The sequence below is a fragment of the Nocardia lijiangensis NBRC 108240 genome, from assembly GCF_001613045.1.
In the GTDB taxonomy this organism is placed as follows: Bacteria; Actinomycetota; Actinomycetes; order Mycobacteriales; family Mycobacteriaceae; genus Nocardia; species Nocardia lijiangensis.
Window position 1 is genome coordinate 22,231 of sequence record NZ_BDBP01000051.1, and the last position, 18,323, is coordinate 40,553.

General features: G+C 69.3%; 14 protein-coding genes. 6 read left to right on the forward strand and 8 right to left on the reverse strand.

What is annotated here, in order from left to right:
* Positions 1 to 8: 8 nt before the first annotated feature.
* Positions 9 to 1,175 carry an ADP-forming succinate--CoA ligase subunit beta gene (gene sucC, locus NL1_RS19890; RefSeq protein ID WP_067841486.1) on the reverse strand — a complete coding sequence of 389 codons (1,167 nt, stop codon included), beginning with the start codon at positions 1,173 to 1,175 and terminating at the stop codon, positions 9 to 11.
* 567 nt (positions 1,176 to 1,742) lie between these two features.
* On the opposite strand from sucC, the gene NL1_RS19895 reads away from it, so the two are divergent.
* Positions 1,743 to 3,026, forward strand: a complete 1,284-nt coding sequence (locus NL1_RS19895; RefSeq protein ID WP_067841573.1) for a M23 family metallopeptidase — start codon at positions 1,743 to 1,745, stop codon at positions 3,024 to 3,026.
* Between the two features lie 64 nt (positions 3,027 to 3,090).
* Positions 3,091 to 4,470: a DUF1731 domain-containing protein gene (locus NL1_RS19900; protein WP_084510777.1), complete on the forward strand. Its 1,380-nt coding sequence runs from the start codon at positions 3,091 to 3,093 to the stop codon at positions 4,468 to 4,470.
* A gap of 85 nt (positions 4,471 to 4,555) precedes the next feature.
* On the opposite strand, the gene NL1_RS19905 is transcribed toward NL1_RS19900, so the two are convergent.
* Positions 4,556 to 4,942, reverse strand: a complete 387-nt coding sequence (locus NL1_RS19905; protein ID WP_067841577.1) for a hypothetical protein — start codon at positions 4,940 to 4,942, stop codon at positions 4,556 to 4,558.
* Positions 4,943 to 5,118: 176 nt separating this feature from the next.
* Positions 5,119 to 7,725 (reverse strand): UvrD-helicase domain-containing protein, encoded by a 2,607-nt coding sequence (locus tag NL1_RS19910; protein ID WP_067841488.1) that lies wholly within the window; start codon positions 7,723 to 7,725, stop codon positions 5,119 to 5,121.
* A 385-nt stretch (positions 7,726 to 8,110) separates the two neighbouring features.
* Between NL1_RS19910 and NL1_RS19915 the strand changes: the two genes are divergently transcribed.
* Positions 8,111 to 8,404, forward strand: coding sequence for a chorismate mutase (locus NL1_RS19915; protein ID WP_084510784.1), 294 nt, complete (start codon positions 8,111 to 8,113; stop codon positions 8,402 to 8,404).
* A 134-nt stretch (positions 8,405 to 8,538) separates the two neighbouring features.
* On the opposite strand, the gene NL1_RS19920 is transcribed toward NL1_RS19915, so the two are convergent.
* The gene (locus NL1_RS19920) at positions 8,539 to 9,993 is read right to left on the reverse strand and encodes an NAD-dependent succinate-semialdehyde dehydrogenase (RefSeq protein ID WP_067841491.1); all 1,455 of its coding nucleotides are present in this window, start codon (positions 9,991 to 9,993) and stop codon (positions 8,539 to 8,541) included.
* A gap of 234 nt (positions 9,994 to 10,227) precedes the next feature.
* Between NL1_RS19920 and pgi the strand changes: the two genes are divergently transcribed.
* On the forward strand, positions 10,228 to 11,865 hold the full coding sequence (gene pgi, locus NL1_RS19925; RefSeq protein ID WP_067841493.1) for a glucose-6-phosphate isomerase: 1,638 nt from the start codon (positions 10,228 to 10,230) through the stop codon (positions 11,863 to 11,865).
* On the opposite strand, the gene NL1_RS19930 is transcribed toward pgi, so the two are convergent.
* The 4 genes from NL1_RS19930 to NL1_RS19945 form a co-directional block, all read right to left on the reverse strand.
* On the reverse strand, positions 11,866 to 12,471 hold the full coding sequence (locus tag NL1_RS19930) for a potassium channel family protein (protein WP_084510778.1): 606 nt from the start codon (positions 12,469 to 12,471) through the stop codon (positions 11,866 to 11,868).
* A gap of 179 nt (positions 12,472 to 12,650) precedes the next feature.
* Complete coding sequence (locus NL1_RS19935; RefSeq protein ID WP_067841496.1) at positions 12,651 to 13,316, reverse strand: nucleoside/nucleotide kinase family protein; 666 nt, start codon at positions 13,314 to 13,316, stop codon at positions 12,651 to 12,653.
* Between the two features lie 24 nt (positions 13,317 to 13,340).
* Positions 13,341 to 14,963, reverse strand: a complete 1,623-nt coding sequence (locus tag NL1_RS19940; protein WP_067841498.1) for an acyl-CoA dehydrogenase family protein — start codon at positions 14,961 to 14,963, stop codon at positions 13,341 to 13,343.
* A complete protein-coding gene (locus NL1_RS19945; RefSeq protein ID WP_067841500.1) occupies positions 14,950 to 15,588 on the reverse strand; it encodes a TetR/AcrR family transcriptional regulator in 639 nt (212 codons plus the stop codon). The genes NL1_RS19940 and NL1_RS19945 overlap by 14 nt, the downstream gene beginning before the upstream one ends.
* Before the next feature lie 122 nt (positions 15,589 to 15,710).
* Between NL1_RS19945 and NL1_RS19950 the strand changes: the two genes are divergently transcribed.
* Both NL1_RS19950 and NL1_RS19955 read left to right on the forward strand, forming a co-directional pair.
* Positions 15,711 to 16,472, forward strand: coding sequence for a crotonase/enoyl-CoA hydratase family protein (locus NL1_RS19950; protein ID WP_067841502.1), 762 nt, complete (start codon positions 15,711 to 15,713; stop codon positions 16,470 to 16,472).
* Positions 16,473 to 16,474: 2 nt separating this feature from the next.
* On the forward strand, positions 16,475 to 17,863 hold the full coding sequence (locus tag NL1_RS19955; protein ID WP_067841504.1) for a hypothetical protein: 1,389 nt from the start codon (positions 16,475 to 16,477) through the stop codon (positions 17,861 to 17,863).
* The last annotated feature ends 460 nt before the right edge of the window (positions 17,864 to 18,323 follow it).

Sequence of the window (18,323 nt, forward strand, 5' to 3'; positions counted from 1 at the left end):
CGGATTCCTTACTTGGCCGCTGCCAGTTCGGCGGCCTTGTCGGCGCCTTCGTCCATTGTCTGCGCAAGCGTGATCAGCGGGTGCGCGGCGTCGACCAGGATCTTGCGACCCTCGTCGACCTTGTTGCCGTCCAGGCGCACGACCAGCGGCTTGTTGGCCTCGGAACCGAGGATCTCCAGCGCCTTGACGATGCCGTTGGCGACCGCGTCGCAGGCGGTGATGCCGCCGAAGACGTTCACGAACACACTCTTGACCTGCGCGTCGCCCAGAATGACGTCGAGCCCGGCCGCCATCACCTCGGCCGAGGCGCCGCCACCGATGTCGAGGAAGTTGGCCGGCTTGACGCCGCCGTGGTTCTCGCCGGCGTAGGCGACGACGTCGAGGGTCGACATGACCAGACCCGCGCCGTTGCCGATGATGCCGACCTCACCGTCGAGCTTGACGTAGTTGAGGTCGTTCTCCTTGGCCTTCAGCTCCAGCGGGTCGGTCGCGTCCTTGTCCGCGAACGCCTCGTGCCCGGGCTGACGGAACTCGGCGTTCTCGTCCAGGGTGACCTTGCCGTCGAGGGCGAGGATCTCGTCCTGCGGGGTGCGCACCAGCGGGTTGACCTCGACCAGGGTGGCGTCCTCGTTGACGAACACCTCCCACAGCTTCTGAATGGTCACCGCGGCGGCGTCCAGCACGTCGGCGGGCAGGTGGCCCTGCTCGGCGATCGAACGCGCGAACGCGAGGTCGACACCCTTGACGGCGTCGACGGGCACCTTGGCGAGGCGCTCGGGCTTGGTCGCGGCGACCTCTTCGATCTCCATGCCGCCCTCGACCGAACACATGGCCAGGTAGGTCCGGTTGGAGCGGTCGAGCAGGAAGGAGATGTAGTACTCCTCCGCGATGTCCTTGGCCTCGGCGACAAGGATCTTCTTGGTGATGTGGCCCTTGATATCCAGGCCGATGATGTTCTGCGCGTGCGTGAGCGCGTCCTCCGGGGTGGCGGCGTACTTGACGCCACCCGCCTTACCGCGGCCACCGGCCTTGACCTGGGCCTTGATCATCACCGGCTTGCCGATTTCCTCCGCGATGGCGCGGGCGTCCTCGGCCGTGTCCGTGACGCGGCCCTCGGACGAAGGCACTCCGTGCTTAACGAAGAGCTCCTTCGCCTGATATTCGAAGAGATCCATGTACTCACCGTCTCGTCTGCGTTGTGATGACAACGTCTTTGTTGGCGGCCCGACGTCGGAAGCGGGTCGGGTCGGACTCTAACCAGTCACATGGAGGGCCAATCGGCCACGTTCATCCTAAGTGGCGCAGGTCACGGGCGGCGTCATCGGTACAGAAAAACCGCTGGCCAAGGCTACTGGCGAGTAGTTTGTTGCCGGTTTGCCAGGTAGAGCCACCGAAGCCAGGATCGTATGCCGATCTACTACGAACCGTCGTCAGCCAACCTCACTCGCGTGCCCCGAAAACAGTGAGTTATTCCGTGGTGTTACGGTGATCAATCTCACATGCTTGGACAGATTGGCCGTAGCGCTTGCGGACCCCGCAATCGTTTCGTTACCGTAATTGAGGTCGATGTCACAACTAGGTCACGACTCCGTTGTTCCAAGGGATTTAGGAGGACGGCAAGCCTTGATGCAGCACAGCGCTCCGCAGACGGTGAGCCGATCCTTGCACGAGCCTCCGACATCGACCTTCTGCCGATCTCTCGGCACCGTGACCATCTCCCGCTCCATGATGTGGCACCGCCGATGAATCATCGCTCCACCCTCTTTCCCGACAATCACACTCGCTCGGGACATCGCTATCGCGACGACGACGACGAACCCTTCGCCCCTGGCGATCACGGCAGACGCACCTTCCCGTCGTCCAACCACCCCTACGCCGGCGCCGCGGGCACTGCCGCGACCGGATACGCCGCGAGCGGCGCGCACGGGGACGAGAACGCGTCCGCTTGGTCCTCGAATGCCGAGTGGAACGAACAGGATTCGTGGTCCGACGGCGGCGCGTGGGCCGCGAGCGACTCCTGGTCGCCCGACGCGGACGAGGCGTGGACGCCTGCCGCCGACAACGCGTGGACCCCGCAGCCCGGCGCGGAGTGGGCGCAGGAGACGGACAACTCCTGGGGGCAGGACGCACACAACGGCTGGTTCGCCGAGGGCGACGGCGCGTGGACCGAACCCGCCGAGGACGACTGGTCCTCCGAGAACTCCTGGTCCGGCGAGGACTCCTGGTCCGAGGCAGAAGCCGCCGAAGGCACGGCCACGCCGACCGTCATCCCCGCGAGAGACCCGAACAGACGCGGTGGCGCGCACCGGATGCCCGCGCCGCCCGCCGCGCTCAAGGGGCGTGCCGCGGTCGTCGCCGTCGCCGCGGGCGCGGTCGTCGCCGCGGGACAGGCCGCGATGGCCTCGCCCGAGCAGCCGTCACAGACCATCGACTACGAGGCCGCGGGACAGATCCACGAGATCGCCGCCCAGTCGGTCAGCCTGGCCGACCCGAACTCCTCGCCCGACTCGCCGCAGGTGCTCAACGTCTCCACCCCGGCGAATCTCGGCCAGTTCAACGACATCCTGGAGAAGGGCCGCAAGTACGCGGAGGATCTCGCCGCCGCGGAGGCCGCGAAGCTGCGCCCGCTGTTCGCACGCTTCGCCGCGGGCAACTTCACCTCCGGTTTCGGCGCCCGCTGGGGCGTCCAGCACCTGGGCATCGACGTCGCGGGCCCGATCGGCACCCCCATCTACGCGGTCGCCGACGGCACCGTCATAGAGGCCGGTCCGGCCGCCGGATTCGGCATGTGGGTGCGCCTGATGCACGACGACGGCACCGTCACGATCTACGGCCACATCGATACCGCCACGGTCTCGCAGGGCGAGCGGGTGACGGCGGGCGACCAGATCGCCACCATGGGCAACCGTGGTTTCTCCACCGGCCCGCACGTGCACTTCGAAGTCTGGCTCAACGGCGTCGACAAGGTCGACCCGCTGCCCTGGCTCGCCACCCGCGGCATCGGCCTCGGCCCCCGGCGCGACTGACGACGCGGCGCGGGTGAGCAAGGGCACGCTTCCCGTGCCGTCGTCCGCGTTCTAGCGTCGGGGTATGGCTCGTACAACGAGGTACACCCAATTCTTGGCGCTGCCACCGGAACTCGTGTGGCAGGTGGTCGTCGATCCCGCGCGGTGGCCCGAGTGGAATCCGGCTGTCGCCTCGGTGCGGCTGCACGGTCCCGTCGAGGTCGGTACGACCGGCGACTACCTCCCGCGCGGACGTTTCGTGGGGGCGCTACACGGTCGGACGGCGCCGCCGTTCGCGATCACCGTCCTGCGTCCGCAGCGCGAACTGACCATCGAGCAGCCGGAACCGGCGGGCCGGATGCGGCTGACCTGGCGCCTCACCCCCGCCGACGGCGGAACGAACCTCACCCAGGAACTGACCTTTTCCGGACCGTCGGCCCGCCCGGCGCGGACCGTGGTCGCCCGCCTGCTGGAACAGGACCTGCGCGTCTGCTTCGCACGGCTGGCCCGACTGGCCGGTCTCGCTCCGGAACCCGACGCGCTGACCGCGGTGATCGCGGGCGGCAGCGGCGCACTCGGTAGGCAGCTCGCCGCCGACCTCGTCTGCCGCGGGCAGCGAGTCACCATCCTGACCCGCCGCCGCGACCCCGCGCTGCCGTTCGACCAAGTCGAATGGGACGGCAAGTCGGTGGGTAAATGGGTTGCGGCACTTGCTAATCCGGGTCCTACTGCCATCGTCAATCTGGCGGGGCAATTGGTGGACTGCCGCCCGACCGAAAGCAACGTCGCCGAATTGCGCAGCAGTCGAGTCGATCCCACCAGCGCCCTGGTGGCGGCCGCGGGCAAGCTAGCCGCGCCCGTCGACTATTGGGTGCAGGCCAGCACCACGGCGATCTGGTCGGACGCGGGCGAGATCCGTTGCACCGAAACGACTCCGCTGCCGATCGGGCTCCCGCAGATGACCGGCGTGGCCGAGCCGTGGGAGCGCGCCTTCGAAGGCGCGAACACCAAACGCCACACCATCCTGCGCACGTCCATCGTGCTCGACCCCCACGCGCCCGCACTGCGGCGCCTCTGCCAGTTGACCAGCGCCGGCCTCGGCGGGCGAGTCGGCCGCGGGGACCAGTGGTTCAGCTGGATCCACATCGAAGACTGGTTGGGCATAGTCCGCGCGGCCCTCGGCCTGGACCCCACGGTCACCCTGCCGGACGGAATTCTGGTGGCCGCCACCGACTTTCCGGTGCGCAACCGAGAACTGATGGCCACACTCCGCCGCCACCTCCACCGCCCACCCGCACCACCGACCCCGGCACCTGTACTGAAGCTCGGCGCGATCTTCCTGCGCACGGATGCCGCACTGGGGTTGACCGGTCGCCACGCCACCTCGGCGGTGCTCGGCAAGACCGGCTTCCAGTTCCGGTACTCGCACTTGGATGAGGCGCTGCGGGATCTGCTGCCGCACTGAGCGGCCCCAACCACACACCTTCTGTACGCCCTACATAGGCACCGCCTGTGTAGGGCGTGCGGAGAGTGTGTGGCGTTCAGCGGCGTCAAGCCGCGGCGACGATCGCCAGCCCGATCAACGCGACCACCTTCGCGACCTCCAGCCCGATGTACCAGTAGTGCGCGTGCGAGCGGGGCAGTTCCTCCCCCGCCAGCACTCGGTCCGAGCGGCGGGTCAGGGGTGGGCGGATGACAAGGATCTGGGTCGCGAGGATCGCGACGGCTAGGCCCAGCCATATCCAGGTCGCCGCGTTCGGGCCGAGCACCACGGCGCTCAGCACCAGCACCACCGCCAGCACCGCCTCCGCGATGTTCAACGCGCGGAACACGATCCGCCCGATACCGAGCCCCAAGGCAAGGGTCACGCCCGGCGCGCGGAACTTCAGCGGCGCTTCGAGGAACGAGATGGCCAGCACCATGCCGAGCCACAGCATGGGCAGGAACCACACCAGATGTTGCGCGATGGTCTCCACCTGCCGGACGCTACCGCGTTCTCGCGGCCCCCGGCAGGGTCGAACGTACCTCCGCCGCTGTCACTTGGTCACCCTCAACCGACGCCGCCCCGCACAGCGCTCACCGACCTCCCGCTGCCCGCCGTGGCGAATCAGCCTCAGAGCTTCACCAGCGTCCGGCTGTACTGCGGGATCAACCGGATCTTGCCCGCGGTGCCGAAGTCGATCGTCACCGTCGCCAGCGGGCCGAAGCCTTCGGCGGCGATCACGCGGCCGAGGCCGTACTTGTCGTCGCTGACGCGGTCGCCGACCGCGAGCACGAGATTGGTGTTGTTGCGCGCGGAGCCGCCGGGGGCCGGGCGGCGCGGGCCGCGGTCGGGGCGCACACCGGGCCGCTCGGACCAGCCGTCGCCGCGGGTCCAGTCGCGTTCCAGCCCGTCGTCGTCACCGCGCCTGCGGATGCCGCGCGAGGCGGAGGAACCGGCCGGTTCCAGTCGACGCCAGTCCATGAGGTGGCCCGGGATCTCCTGGAGGAAGCGCGACTCCGGGTTGGACACCGGCTGCCCCCAGCCGGAGCGGACCACCGCGCGGGTCACGTAGAGCCGTTGCCGGGCCCGCGTGATGCCGACGTAGGCGAGGCGGCGCTCCTCGGCCAGCTCGGTGGGATCGCCGAGCGCGCGCATGTGCGGGAACTGGCCGTCCTCCCAGCCGGTCACGAAGACCACCGGGAACTCCAGGCCCTTGGCGGTGTGCAGCGTCATCATGGTGACCACCCCGGAGCCCTCGTCCGGAATCTGGTCGGTATCGGCGACCAGCGAGACGCGCTCCAGGAACGCCGCGAGCGAGCCCGGGTCCGGTTCTCCTTCGCCGAGTTCGGGCACGATGCCCTCCTCGCGCGCCGCGACCGCGTTGTTGTAGGCCTCGGAGCTGAACTCGCGCGCCACGCTGACCAATTCGTTCAGGTTGTCGAGCCGAGCGCCGTCCTGCGGGTCGTCGGACGCCTCCAGTTCGGCGCGGTACCCGGTGCGATCGAGCACGGCCTCCACCACGTTGCCCACGTCGGGGAAGTCGGCGTCGGCCTGCACGCCCGCCGCCCTGATCTCCTCGAGCAGATCGACGAATCCGGAGATCGCACGCTGCGCGCGGGTGTTGAGCAGCGCGACTTTGCCGTCGGCGGCATCGCGCAGCGCCGCGGCGAAACCGATCTCGCGCTGTTCGGCGTGCACGGCGACGCACGCCTCGGCCCGGTCGCCGATGCCGCGGCGCGGGGTGTTGAGGATGCGGCGCAGGCTCACCGCGTCGTCGGGATTCTCCAGCACACGCAGGTAGGCGACGATGTCGCGAACCTCCTTGCGCTCGTAGAACCGGACGCCGCCGACCACCTTGTACGGCAGACCCATCCGGATGAAGATCTCTTCCAGTGCACGGGAATTGTTGTTGGTGCGGTAGAACACCGCGACATCGCCGTAGTTGGCCTCGCCTTGGTCGACGAGCCTGTCGATCTCGCGTGCCACGAACGAGGCCTCGTCGTGCTCGTTGTCGGCCACATAGCCGACGATCAGGTCGCCCTCGCCGGAATCGGTCCACAGTCGCTTCTCGCGCCTGCCCTCGTTGCGCGAGATGACCGCGTTCGCCGCCGACAGAATGTGCTGGGTGGAGCGGTAGTTCTGCTCGAGCAGAATGGTCTCCGCGTCGGGGAAATCGCGCTCGAATTCCTCGATGTTGCGAATGGTCGCGCCGCGGAAGGCGTAGATGGACTGGTCGGCGTCGCCGACGACGCACAGTTCGCTCGGCGGCGCCCCCGCCTCGTCCTCGTCCTGCTCCACCGCGGCGGTGTGATGGCCGACCAGTTCCCGCACCAGCACGTACTGTGCGTGGTTGGTGTCCTGGTACTCGTCGACGAGCACGTGCCGGAAGCGGCGGCGGTAGTACTCCGCGACCTGCGGGTGGTTCTGCAGCAGAGCGACCGTCTCGCCGATCAGGTCGTCGAAGTCCAGCGCGTTGGCCGCGCGCAGCCGCCGCTGGTATTCGGTGTACACGCGAGCCACCAAACCGGGGAGCTCGGTGTCGTCCGATTCGGCGTCGGCGGTGGCCTGCTCCGGCCCGATCAACTCGTTCTTCAGATTCGAGATCGCGGTCGCCAGGAGTCGCGCGGAGTATTTCTTCGTATCGATGTCGAAATCGCGGCTGATCATCGTCAGCAACCGCCGCGAATCATCGGCGTCGTAGATCGAGAAATTGGAATTCAAGCCGGGCAGCAGGGCCGCCTGCATACGCAGGATCCGCACGCAACTGGAGTGGAAAGTGGAAACCCACATGTTGTTCGCGCGCGGTCCGACCAGTCCGATCACCCGCTCCCGCATCTCGGCGGCAGCCTTGTTGGTGAACGTGATCGCCAGGATCTGGCCCGGCGTGGCACCGCGGGCGGCGAGCAGATAGGCGATGCGACGGGTCAGCACGGCGGTCTTGCCCGAGCCCGCGCCCGCGACGATCAGCAGGGGCGAACCCGTGTGCATCACCGCGGCGCACTGCTGCGGATTGAGCCCGTCGAGCAGCCGCTCGGCTTCCTCGGCCCGCTGACGATCCCGCTCGGCGCGACGCTCGGACTGCTCGTCGGCGCGACGCTGCGCCTGTTCCGCTAGTGAAGGCGGCGCGCCGGACTGCCCCGCGGCCGCGGCCGCATCGGCCTCGAGCTGCGGAGCGGGGTTCACGTCCTGATGCCGATTCCGACCGGCCTGCGTCTGGGGAGCCACCGTGATATCCATTGCCCATCCACGCTACCGGCGGACACCGACACAGGCGAAGCCCCCGGGTGCGCTCGCGGCCACGCCGCGACCACCGGCTAACATTCAGTGAACACCTCGCGGCGCGGGACCCTGCAAATCTGTGCGACTCGTTCTCAGCAGATTCACAAAATCAGACGTTTTGCATTGGTTCGGCCGCGTGGCAGACTGGCCCCCATGGTCAGCGTTGCCGCGATACATCCGATTCGGTTACCCGCCGGAAATCGGTATCGCGGAGCCTTGTAGCCGACCACACGCTTCTGGGGGGACTATAGAAGCCCCCCAGGTCTGTTTCACGGTGAAAGAACCGGACGGTAACGCGCCGCGCGCACCCGCCGATCCACGTTCTGACACGAGGAGATGAATGATGAGCACTTCTGCCACGACCACCGGGTCCGACGCGGCGCTGCCGCAGACCGAGGCGGAGATCGACAAGCTCCGCAAGGAGATCGACCAGCTCGATGCCGAGATCCTCGCCGCCATCAAGCGACGCAGTGAGATCTCCCGGTTGATCGGACGGACTCGGATGGCCTCCGGTGGCCCGCGACTGGTGCACAGTCGCGAGATGAAGGTGCTGGAACGCTTCAGCGAGCTCGGCCAGGAGGGTCACACCCTCGCCATGCTGCTGCTGCGCCTCGGGCGCGGCCGCCTCGGCCACTGACCCCTCGTTCTCCTGCCGCGTCGAGCGGCGCGCGAACCTTGCGGTGATCGCAAGACCACCGCCTCCCCAGGCCGCCCCGGGTGTTCGAACCCCGGGGCGGTCCTTGCGTTTTCAGGCCACCTCGGCGCGTCCGGTCAGGTCAGCGCGATGTACTTGGTCGTCAGATACTCCTCGATGCCCTCGATGCCGCCCTCGCGGCCGAACCCGGAGGCCTTCACGCCGCCGAACGGCGCGGCCGGATCGGAGATGACGCCGCGGTTGACGCCCACCATGCCCGATTCCAGCCCCTCGGCCACCCGCAACGCGCGGTCCAGCGTCCTCGTGTAGACGTAAGCGACCAAGCCGAACTCGGTGTCGTTGGCGGCGGCGAGGCCCTCCTCCTCGGTCTCGAAACCGACGATCGGCGCGACCGGGCCGAACACCTCCTCGCGCAGAATCCTGGCCTGCGGCGGCACGTCGCTGAGGATCGTGGCCGGGTAGAACCAGCCGGGACCGCCGGGCGCCTTGCCGCCGAGGCGAACCCGCGCGCCCGCCGCGACCGCGTCGTCGACGAGCTCGCCGACGGTGGTGAGCTGGTCCTCGTTGATCAGCGGTCCGAGGGTCGTCTCCGGGTCGGTGCCCGGGCCCATGGTGACCGAGTTCGTCATCGCCTCGGCGAATTTGGCGGTGAACTCCTCGAGCACCCCGTTCTGCACGTGGAACCGGTTGGCCGCGGTGCACGCCTCGCCGCCGTTGCGCAGCTTGGCCAGCATCGCGCCCTGCACCGCCGCGTCGACGTCGGCGTCGTCGAAGACCACGAACGGCGCGTTGCCGCCGAGTTCCATCGAGGTGCGCAACAGGCCGTGCGCGGACTGCTGCACCAGTTTCTTGCCGACCTCGGTGGACCCGGTGAAGGTGAGCTTGCGCAGCCGCGGGTCCTCCAGCAGCGGCCCGGTCACGGCGCTGGAACGACTGGTCGTGATGACCGAGAGCACCCCTTCGGGCAGCCCGGCCTCCTGGCACAGCTTGGCGAGCAGCAGCATCGTCAGCGGCGTCTCCGAGGCGGGCTTGACGATCATGGTGCAGCCCGCGGCCAGCGCGGGACCGATCTTGCGGGTGCCCATGGCCAGCGGGAAGTTCCACGGCGTGATGGCCAGGCACGGCCCCACCGGCTGCTTGTGCACCATGATCCGGCCGGTGCCCGACGGCGCGTGCAGGTAGCGGCCGTGCACGCGCACCGCTTCCTCGCTGAACCAGCGGAAGAACTCGGCGCCGTAGCGCACCTCGTTACGGCTCTCCGGCAGCGCCTTGCCCATCTCCAGGGTCATCAGCAGTGCGAATTCCTCGGCTCGCGCGGTGATCTGCTCGAACACCGCGCGCAGGATCTCGCCCCGCTGCCTGGCCGGGGTCGCGGCCCATTCGGCCTGCACGGCGACCGCGGCGTCGAGCGCGCGCACCGCATCCTGCGGGCTCGCGTCGGCGACCTGGATCAGCACCTCCCCGTTCGCGGGATTGTGCACCGGGAAGGTGGCGCCGCCCTCGGCGTCGACGGGCCCACCGATCCACAGCTGCGTCGGTACGGATTGGAGTAGTTCGCGTTCGGACACCATGCGGCCAGCCTAGGCCTCGACCTCGTCGCCCATGCTCGACTCGAACCCGGAAATTCGCGCGATCAGAACCGCGACCACGCGCGATCCGCACCGCAACCGACACGCCATTCGCACCGCAACCGACACGCCGTCCGCGCAGCGACCGACGCGCCGTCCGCGCGCAGCCCCGACGCGACCGGAGATTGCCCGCCTCAGCCGTGCGTCGGCGCGGCGCGGTGAGTACGCTCGGCGGACGTGAGCAGCGACATCACCGCATCGGCGGCATGGCGGAAACTGCACGATCACTACGGCGCCGTCTCCGAGCGACACCTACGGGAGATCTTCGCGGACGATCCCGACCGTGGTCGTGAGCTGACCGTCCAGGTGGGCGACCTGCACATCGACTACAGCAAGCACCGGGTCACCCGGGAAACTTTGCAGCTACTCGTCGAATTGGCCCACGAGGCGGGGGTGGCCGAGCGGCGCGACGCGATGTTCGCGGGCGCACACATCAACACCTCCGAGGACCGCGCGGTCGGCCACGTGGCCCTGCGTCTGCCCGCGGGCGAGTCGATGATCATCGACGGCGCCGACGCGGGCGCCGAGGTGCACGAAGTGCTGCGCCGAATGGGCGAATTCACCGACGCGCTGCGCTCGGGTGAGTGGCGCGGCGCCACCGGTGAGCGGATCACCACCGTGGTGAATATCGGCATCGGCGGCTCGGACCTCGGGCCGGTGATGGTGCACCAGGCGCTGCGCCACTACGCCGACGCGGGCATCGGCGCCCGCTTCGTCTCGAACGTCGACCCCGCCGACCTGGTCGCCGAGCTCGCCGGCCTCGACCCGGCGACCACGCTGTTCATCGTTGCGTCCAAGACGTTCTCGACGCTCGAGACCCTGACCAACGCCACCGCCGCGCGCCGGTGGCTGGTGGCCGCGCTCGGCGAGGACGCGGTCGCCAAGCATTTCGTCGCGGTGTCCACCAATGCGGAGCGGGTCGCCGAATTCGGCATCGACACCGCGAACATGTTCGGTTTCTGGGACTGGGTCGGCGGTCGCTATTCGGTCGACTCGGCCATCGGGCTTTCGGTGATGGCCACCATCGGCAAGGAGCGCTTCGCGGAATTCCTGGCCGGAATGCACGCCGTGGATGTGCATTTCGCGTCCGCGCCGCTGGAGGCGAACGCGCCGGTGCTGCTCGGTCTGCTCGGCGTGTGGTACGCGAATTTCTTCGGCGCGGAATCCCGCGCGGTGCTGCCGTATTCCAACGACCTGGCGCGTTTCCCCGCCTATTTGCAGCAGCTCACGATGGAGTCGAACGGCAAGTCGGTGCACGCCGACGGCACCCCGGTCACCACCTCCACCGGCGAGATCTTCTGGGGCGAGCCGGGCACCAACGGCCAGCACGCCTTCTATCAACTGCTGCACCAGGGCACCCGCCTGATCCCCGCCGACTTCATCGGATTCGCCCGTCCCACCGACGATCTGGCGACCCGTGACGGTACCGGCAGCATGCACGACATCCTGATGAGCAACCTGTTCGCCCAGACCAAGGTGCTCGCGTTCGGCAAGACGGCCGAGGAGATCGTCGCGGAGGGCGCCGACCCGAAGGTGGTGCCGCACAAGGTGATGCCGGGCAATCGCCCGAGCACGACCATCCTCGCGCCACAGCTGACGCCCTCGGTGGTCGGTCAGCTCATCGCCCTCTACGAACACCAGGTCTTCGTCGAGGGCAGCATCTGGGGCATCGACAGCTTCGACCAGTGGGGCGTCGAACTCGGCAAACAGCAGGCGCTGGCGCTCGCTCCCTTGCTCACCGCCGCCGAAGACCCGGCACCGCAGGACGATTCGTCCACGGACGCGCTCATCCGCTGGTATCGCGCCAACCGCTGATCAGTCGTGCCCGTCCTGGCGGGGACCGTCGCCGGATCCGGGCTTCGTGTCGTCCGAGGGCGGCGCGTTGTCCGGTCGACGCGCCGCGGCCGCCTCCAGCCGCCGGGCGACGCCGGTGGAGACGATCGCCAGCAAGCTGCCGATGACGACGAGGTCGAAGACGATCTGCACCATGGTGGCGATGCGCGCGGCCTGGCCGACGGCGTAGACGTCGCCGTAGCCGACCGTGCCCAGCGTGACGATGGTGTAGTAGAGCGCGTCCGTGCGGGTCGACAATCCCTCGAACTGGCCGGGGTAGTGCACCCCGAGCCGGTAGTAGAACAGCGCGAAGAACATCGCCACCACGCACAGCAGCAACAGCACGCCGTCCACTCGTCCGCCGGTCACATGTGGCGCGCGCAGGTAGCGCTCGATGCGGCGCACCGTCAGCCAGATGAGCCCGCCGATGCCCGCTAGGAAGGCCACCAGCCCGAGGATTCGGCCCGGCCAGTCGGGAGTCGCGGCCCAGTCGATCGGGACGCCGTAGTAGAACAGGAGCACGCACAGCAGCACGGCGGCGGTCCGCAAGGCGTGCACTCTCCCCGAAACCCGATGCGACTCCGTCATGGGTCCATGATCGGCGCGGTGGGATGGTCGGTGCCTCACCCACGCCGGGCGATTCGCGGGACTTTGCCGCATGGACGCCCCCTCGACGTCCAGCTGCTCTCGGTGCGCACGGCAATCAGCGGCAACGACTCGACTCCCACGTCACGAAGTTCCGTCGCGCAGACCGGGCAGGCCGGAGATCAACCGACGACGAAGTAGCGCCCGTCTTTCTCGCGCAGCACGAGGTCGGCGCGCTCGCGGGTCGCGCCGACGAGGTCGGCATTGCGCAGGTCGCTGTCCCTCACCTTGATCCTGGCCGCCTCCGCCGGCTTCCCGCCGCGCAGATGCCGTTCCAGCAGACGCTCTTCCAGCACCTCGCGGTCGGCGTCGAGGTACCAGCATTCGTCGAGTTCCGCGCGGACGGCCGACCAGCCGTGCCCGTCGACGTCGTCGAGCAGCAGGTAGTTGCCCTCGGCGACGGCGACCGGCTGATCGGTGAAGACCACGCCCGCGGGGGTCGGCTCGTCCGTGGCGCGGTCGAAGGTCGGCCACGGCACCGGTGTGCCGCGCGGGGTGGCGCGCAGGCGGCGCAGGTTGTCGACGAAGCCCGCGACGTCGAAGGTGTCCGGCTCGCCCTTGCGGGCCTGGCTGCGCGCCGCGCGGAGCCGTGCGTTGGACAGGTGGTAGCCGTCCATCGGCGCGATCTCGGCGGCCGGGAATGCGTCGCGAAGCAGCACCGAGAGCGTGGACTTCCCGGCTCCGGGCGGTCCCGCGATGCCGAGCAGATACCGCCGCTCCGGACGCTCGGCCGCCCGATCCAGCACCCTGCGCACCAGCCGGTGCAGCGGAACCTCGACCTCGCTCACCGCGGTGACACTACCGAGCGACGGTCACCCGGCGAAGGCGCGTTCGATGATGGCGCCGGTGTCGACGCCGGTCGGCAGGGTCCCGAAGGCGATGCCCCAGTCGTCGCCGAGCCGGGTGGCGCAGAACGCGTCGGCAACCGCGGGGTGACCGTGGCGAACCAGCTGCGCGCCCTGCATGACCAGCGCCATCAATTCCACGACGCGGCGGGCGCGGTATTCGATGTCGCTGAGGTCGGCCAGTTCCTTGCCGATCTTGGCGATGGCGTCGTCCAGGCGCGGGTTCGCGCCCTTGGCCATCGTGATCTCGTCGAAGTAGGCCTCGACGGTCTCCGGCTGACGGCCCATGGCGCGCAGCGCGTCCAGCGCGGCCACATTGCCCGAGCCTTCCCAGATCGACATCAGCGGCGCCTCGCGATAGAGCCGCGGCATCCCCGATTCCTCGGCATATCCGTTGCCGCCCGAGCACTCCAGCGCCTCCGCGGCGTGCGACGGAGCCCGCTTGCACACCCAGTACTTGGTGACCGCGAGAGCGATGCGGCGCAGCGCGGCCTCGGCGGGATCGCCGCTCGCCCGGTCCGTCGCGCCGGCAAGGCGCATCATCACGGTGGTTGCCGCGTCGGATTCGATCACCAGGTCGGCGAGCACGTTGCGCATGGCGGGCTGGTCGATCAGCTTGGCGCCGAACGCCGCTCGGTGCCTGGCGTGGTGCACGGCGTGGACGGTGCCCGCCCGCATGTTGGTTGCCGAGCCGATCACGCAGTCCAGGCGGGTCATGTTCACCATCTCGATGATGGTCTTGACGCCCGCGCCTTCCACGCCGACCAGCCAGCCGGTGGCGTTCTCGTACTCGATCTCCGAGGAGGCGTTGGACTTGTTGCCCAGCTTGTCCTTGAGCCGTTGGATGCGAATGGGATTGCGGGTGCCGTCCGGCAGGACACGGGGCAGCAGGAAGCAGGACAGGCCCGCAGGCGCCTGCGCCAGCGTCAGGAACATGTCCGACATCGGCGCGGAGGTGAACCACTTGTGCCCGACGATGCGGTAGCTGCCGTCCGGCTGCGGGGTCGCGGTGGTGGTGTTGGCCCGCACATCGGAGCCGCCCTGCTTCTCCGTCATCGACATGCCCGCGATCAGCCCGGCCTTGGTGGACGGTTCGCGCAGCCCGAAATCGTAAGTGCGCGAAGCGAGCAGCGGCTCGTAGCGCGCGGCGAGCTCGGGGTTGTGGCGCAGTGCGGGCACGACCGCGTAGGTCATGGAGATGGGACACATGTGCCCCGCCTCGGCCATGCCCCAGGTGTAGAACTTCGCGGCGCGGGCGGTGTGCGCGCCGGGCCGGTCGTCGGTCCACGGCGAGCCGTGCAGACCGTGCTCGACCGCCACCCTCATCAGATCGTGCCAGTGCGGGTGGAACTCGACCTCGTCGACGCGATGGCCGTAGCGGTCGTGGGTGTGCAGCACCGGCGGGTACTCGTTGGCCAGCCTGCCCCACTCCTGCGCCGCGAAACCGCCTGCGAGCCTGCCGAGTTCGCGGACCTCGTCCTCGGCCCAGCCCGCGCCCTCGCGGTGCAGGCCCTCCAGCAGCGCCGGGTTCTGCGCGGCGTCGAAGGGCACGATGTTCGGGACCTGGTTGAAGACCTCATGCGTCTGCATCGGACACTCCTGTTTCTTCGGCGCTCGCCGGCGGCCGCACGCCGAGCGCACGGATCGCGAAGGTGACGAGTTGGGGGACAACGGATTCGGCGTGCGGCTCGGTGGCGAGCGGACCGACGAGCACCTCGCCGATGGCGCCGACCAAGGCGGCGGCGCTGGTGCGCGGGTCCTGCGCGGACAGTTCGCCGTGCGCGACACCGTCGGCGACCGCGGATTCGAAGGCCTCGGCGAAGGCGCGGCGGAAATGCAGGCGCTCGGCGTCGACCACCGTATCGACCGGCTCGACGAGCAGCACGTAGGCGAGCTTGGGGTTTTTCATGGCGCGCCCGGCGAAGGTCTCCACGGCCGCGGTCACCCGCTCCACCGCGCTGCCCTTCTCGGCCGCCGCGGTGACGGCGGCGACCTCCCTGGCGACGACGGTGCGGAAGACCGCGGTCACCAGGTTTGCCTTGCCGTCGAAGTGCTTGTACACGGTTCCAGTGGCCACTCCGGCCCGGTTCGCGACCGCGGCCATCGACAGGCCCGCGAACCCGGCCTCGGAGAGGACCTTGGTCGCGGCCTGCACGATCAGCTGCTCCTGAGCGTCCAGGCGGGCCTGGACGGCAGGGGTCCTGCGGTACGCCACGAAAGAAGTGAATCATGGATTCACTTCTTCACACAAGGGCCGGGCCGTCGTATGGTCGAGAACGTGAGCCATCCATACAGCACCCCCGCCGCGGCGGGGACGGCACTCGAGAGGGGGCGGCAGTGAGCGTTCGTGTCGAGAAGAACGGGCCTGTGACGACGGTGATCCTGCACCGGCCGCAGGCGCGCAATGCGGTGGACGGGCCGACCGCCCTGGCACTGGCCGACGCCTTCCGCGAGTTCGAGGCCGACTCCACCGCGGCCGTCGCGGTGTTCTGGGGCGACGGTGGCACCTTCTGCTCGGGCGCCGATTTGAAGGCGCTGGGGACGGAGCGGTCCAACCGCACGGACGAGGACGGCGACGGCCCGATGGGCCCGACCAGGATGACACTGTCCAAACCGGTGATCGCCGCGATCTCCGGCTACGCGGTGGCGGGCGGACTCGAGCTCGCGCTGTGGTGCGATCTGCGAGTTGCCGAGCAGGACAGCACCTTCGGCGTCTTCTGCCGCCGCTGGGGCGTGCCGCTCATCGACGGCGGCACGGTCCGGCTGCCGCGCATCATCGGTGCGGGCCGCGCCATGGATCTGGTGCTGACCGGCCGGGCCGTCGGCGCGCCGGAAGCACTCCGGATGGGCCTGATCAACCGCGTCGTGCCGACCGGCGAGGCGCGCAACGCCGCCGAGGCACTCGCGGCCGAACTCGCCGTACTGCCGCAGACCTGCCTGCGCTCGGACCGGATGTCGCTGCTCGAGCAGGACGGCATGGACGAGGACGCGGCCATCCGCAACGAATTCCGGCACGGACTCTCCGCCCTGGCCGACGGCGCGCTCGACGGCGCCCAGCGTTTCGCCGCGGGCGCGGGACGACACGGAGCCTCCGGCTGAGAATGGACCGCCTCGGCGTCGTCGACGAGATCTTCCTGCGCACCCACCGCGGGCTCGGCACCCCCATCGCCCTCCAGGGGTTGTGGCGGACCTTCGACCGCATCGAACCCGCTCTGCTGCAACAGATTCACGACGCACTGCGCTCGGGGCCGTTGGGGCGCAGGGTGGTTCGTCCACATGTTCCCGGTGCGCGTCGCGGTTGGCGGATGAACACCCGAGCCCATCCCCTGGTTTTCCTCGAAGATCCGCTTCAGGTCCCCGAGTTGTTGCCGTGGGCGGATGGGCTTGGGGCGGAACTCGATCCGGAGTTCGGGCCGGGTTGGCGTCTCGCCGCGGCCTGGCTCGCGGATGGTGGGTCGGTTGTGGTGCTGACGTGTTCGCATGCGTTGGCGGATGCGCGGGGGCTGGTGCACGCGGTGGATGTTGCGCTGCGAGAGGTTGGCGTGGCGGAGGCGGCAGCCGATACCCGGGCGGGGTCCGCGGGTGCTGGTCAGGCCAGTGGCGCGAGCACGAATACCGATCGGCTTCCCGGTCCGGCTGCGGCCGAGGCCGGTTCGCAGCAGCCGGGAGTCGCGGTAGACCCGGCCGCGGAACCGAGCTCGGCCCGGCCGACAGCTGCTCGCGAGTCCGATTGGGCGGACGCGTTCCGCCAATGGTCGATCGTCGTGAGTGGCACGATCAGGGCGCTGCGCCAGGGCATTCCGAAACGTCCCGTGTCCAGCGCGCCGGTGCGCGCGGGCGGGCACGAACTGCGCGTGCACAGTGCGGTGGTGCAGTTCGGCGCCGCCGAATGGGACAGGGTGGCGGAGGAACACGGCGGCACCGCGAACAGCCTGTTCATCCACTTGGTCGCGGACCTGCTGTGGGGCATCGGGTTTGCCGATCCGACGATCGGAGCGAGCCTCCCGGTGGACACCCGCGACGAACCACGCGTCGACAACGACCTCGCGATGACCGAGATCGTCGTCGACCGCACCGACACCCCCGCGACCCTGCGCACGAAGGCCCGCGCCGCGTACGAACGCCGGATGTCCAGCCCCGGCGGCATGCCCGAGCAACTGCTCCAGGTGATCCCCGACCGCTGGGCCTACACCCTGTCCAAGGGCGCGGGCGAACGAGACATCCTGTGCTCCAACATCGGAACCCTGCCCAACTCCCTCCGCACCCTCGGCACCCACCCCTGCACCGGCGTCGCCGCCCGCGCCATCCACCCCGGCCTCACCCCCGCCCACCTCCCCCGCACCCGCCTCTCCGGCTACCTGTGCCGCAGCGGCGAGGACTACATCCTGTCCCTGACCGGCCTGGACCCCGCCATCGAATCAGGCACGGCACTAACCGAACTCGCCGTCGAAACCGCCGCCCGCCTTGGACTCGACGGCACCTCGTGGTGACCCACGAGCCCAGCCTCACCCCCGCCCACCTGCCACGACCCGCCTAACCAGCTACCTACGCCGCGGCGTCCAGCCCTCGGCCTGCCTGGACGCCGCCATCGAATCCGCCAGGGACCTGTGCGAACTCGCCGTCGCGGCCGCCGACCACCTCGGGCTCGACGGCACCTCGTAGTGACCCACGACCGCAGCCTTATCGCTGCCCGCCGCCTGGCGGGCTACCTGCGCCGCCGCAGCAATAACCCCATCGGCGTCCGTGGACGGACTCGACCCCGCCATCGAATCAGGCACGGCGCTGGCCGAATTCGCCGTCGAAGCCGCCTCCCGCCAGGGGCTCGACGGCACCTCGTGGCGACCTGCCTGGCACCCGCCAACGCTTCCGATCCCACCCGCCGCTCAGCTACGCGGTAGGCGCTTGTCCTAATGCTCCGGCGGCGAAGACCACCCGGCCATCGACGGACCT

What these genes read in the sequence shown, in the direction of transcription:
- NL1_RS19900 (WP_084510777.1), top strand. Translation starts at nt 3,091, where the DNA reads ATGGCTCGTACAACGAGGTACACCCAATTCTTGGCGCTGCCACCGGAA.
- NL1_RS19905 (WP_067841577.1), bottom strand. Translation starts at nt 4,942, where the DNA reads ATGCTGTGGCTCGGCATGGTGCTGGCCATCTCGTTCCTCGAAGCGCCG.
- NL1_RS19915 (WP_084510784.1), top strand. Translation starts at nt 8,111, where the DNA reads ATGAGCACTTCTGCCACGACCACCGGGTCCGACGCGGCGCTGCCGCAG.
- NL1_RS19955 (WP_067841504.1), top strand. Translation starts at nt 16,475, where the DNA reads ATGGACCGCCTCGGCGTCGTCGACGAGATCTTCCTGCGCACCCACCGC.
- NL1_RS19930 (WP_084510778.1), bottom strand. Translation starts at nt 12,471, where the DNA reads ATGACGGAGTCGCATCGGGTTTCGGGGAGAGTGCACGCCTTGCGGACC.
- NL1_RS19895 (WP_067841573.1), top strand. Translation starts at nt 1,743, where the DNA reads ATGAATCATCGCTCCACCCTCTTTCCCGACAATCACACTCGCTCGGGA.
- NL1_RS19940 (WP_067841498.1), bottom strand. Translation starts at nt 14,963, where the DNA reads ATGCAGACGCATGAGGTCTTCAACCAGGTCCCGAACATCGTGCCCTTC.
- NL1_RS19920 (WP_067841491.1), bottom strand. Translation starts at nt 9,993, where the DNA reads ATGGTGTCCGAACGCGAACTACTCCAATCCGTACCGACGCAGCTGTGG.
- sucC (WP_067841486.1), bottom strand. Translation starts at nt 1,175, where the DNA reads ATGGATCTCTTCGAATATCAGGCGAAGGAGCTCTTCGTTAAGCACGGA.
- NL1_RS19910 (WP_067841488.1), bottom strand. Translation starts at nt 7,725, where the DNA reads ATGGATATCACGGTGGCTCCCCAGACGCAGGCCGGTCGGAATCGGCAT.